This window comes from Streptomyces beijiangensis, from assembly GCF_017315755.1.
GTDB lineage: Bacteria > Actinomycetota > Actinomycetes > Streptomycetales > Streptomycetaceae > Streptomyces > Streptomyces beijiangensis.
In genome coordinates, this window is sequence record NZ_JAFLRJ010000365.1 from 1 (window position 1) to 248 (window position 248).

At 76.2% G+C, this 248-nt stretch carries 1 pseudogene; it reads left to right on the forward strand.

Going from position 1 to position 248, the window contains the following annotated elements:
* Positions 1-248, forward strand: a pseudogene (locus J0695_RS31035) (hypothetical protein); the annotation flags it as partial.

Below are 248 nucleotides of genomic sequence, written 5' to 3' on the forward strand. Positions count from 1 at the left end.
CGGCTCCTCCGGGGGAGGCTCCGCAGGCCCCGGCGGCCTCGCCGCCGCATCTGGCGGGCACGGACGAGCTGGGGCCTTCCGGGAGCGAGCCGGACTGGTGGCGGATCGAGACGGCTCCCTTCGGCGCGGCGGCCGCAGTATCTCCGGGATCTCCACACCCCCGACGAAGCCCGGCACCTCGTCCCCCGCCGCGCAAGGCGGAGCCGGAGCGGGAGCCGGAGGACGACGAGGAGTCCGAGGAAGAGGAG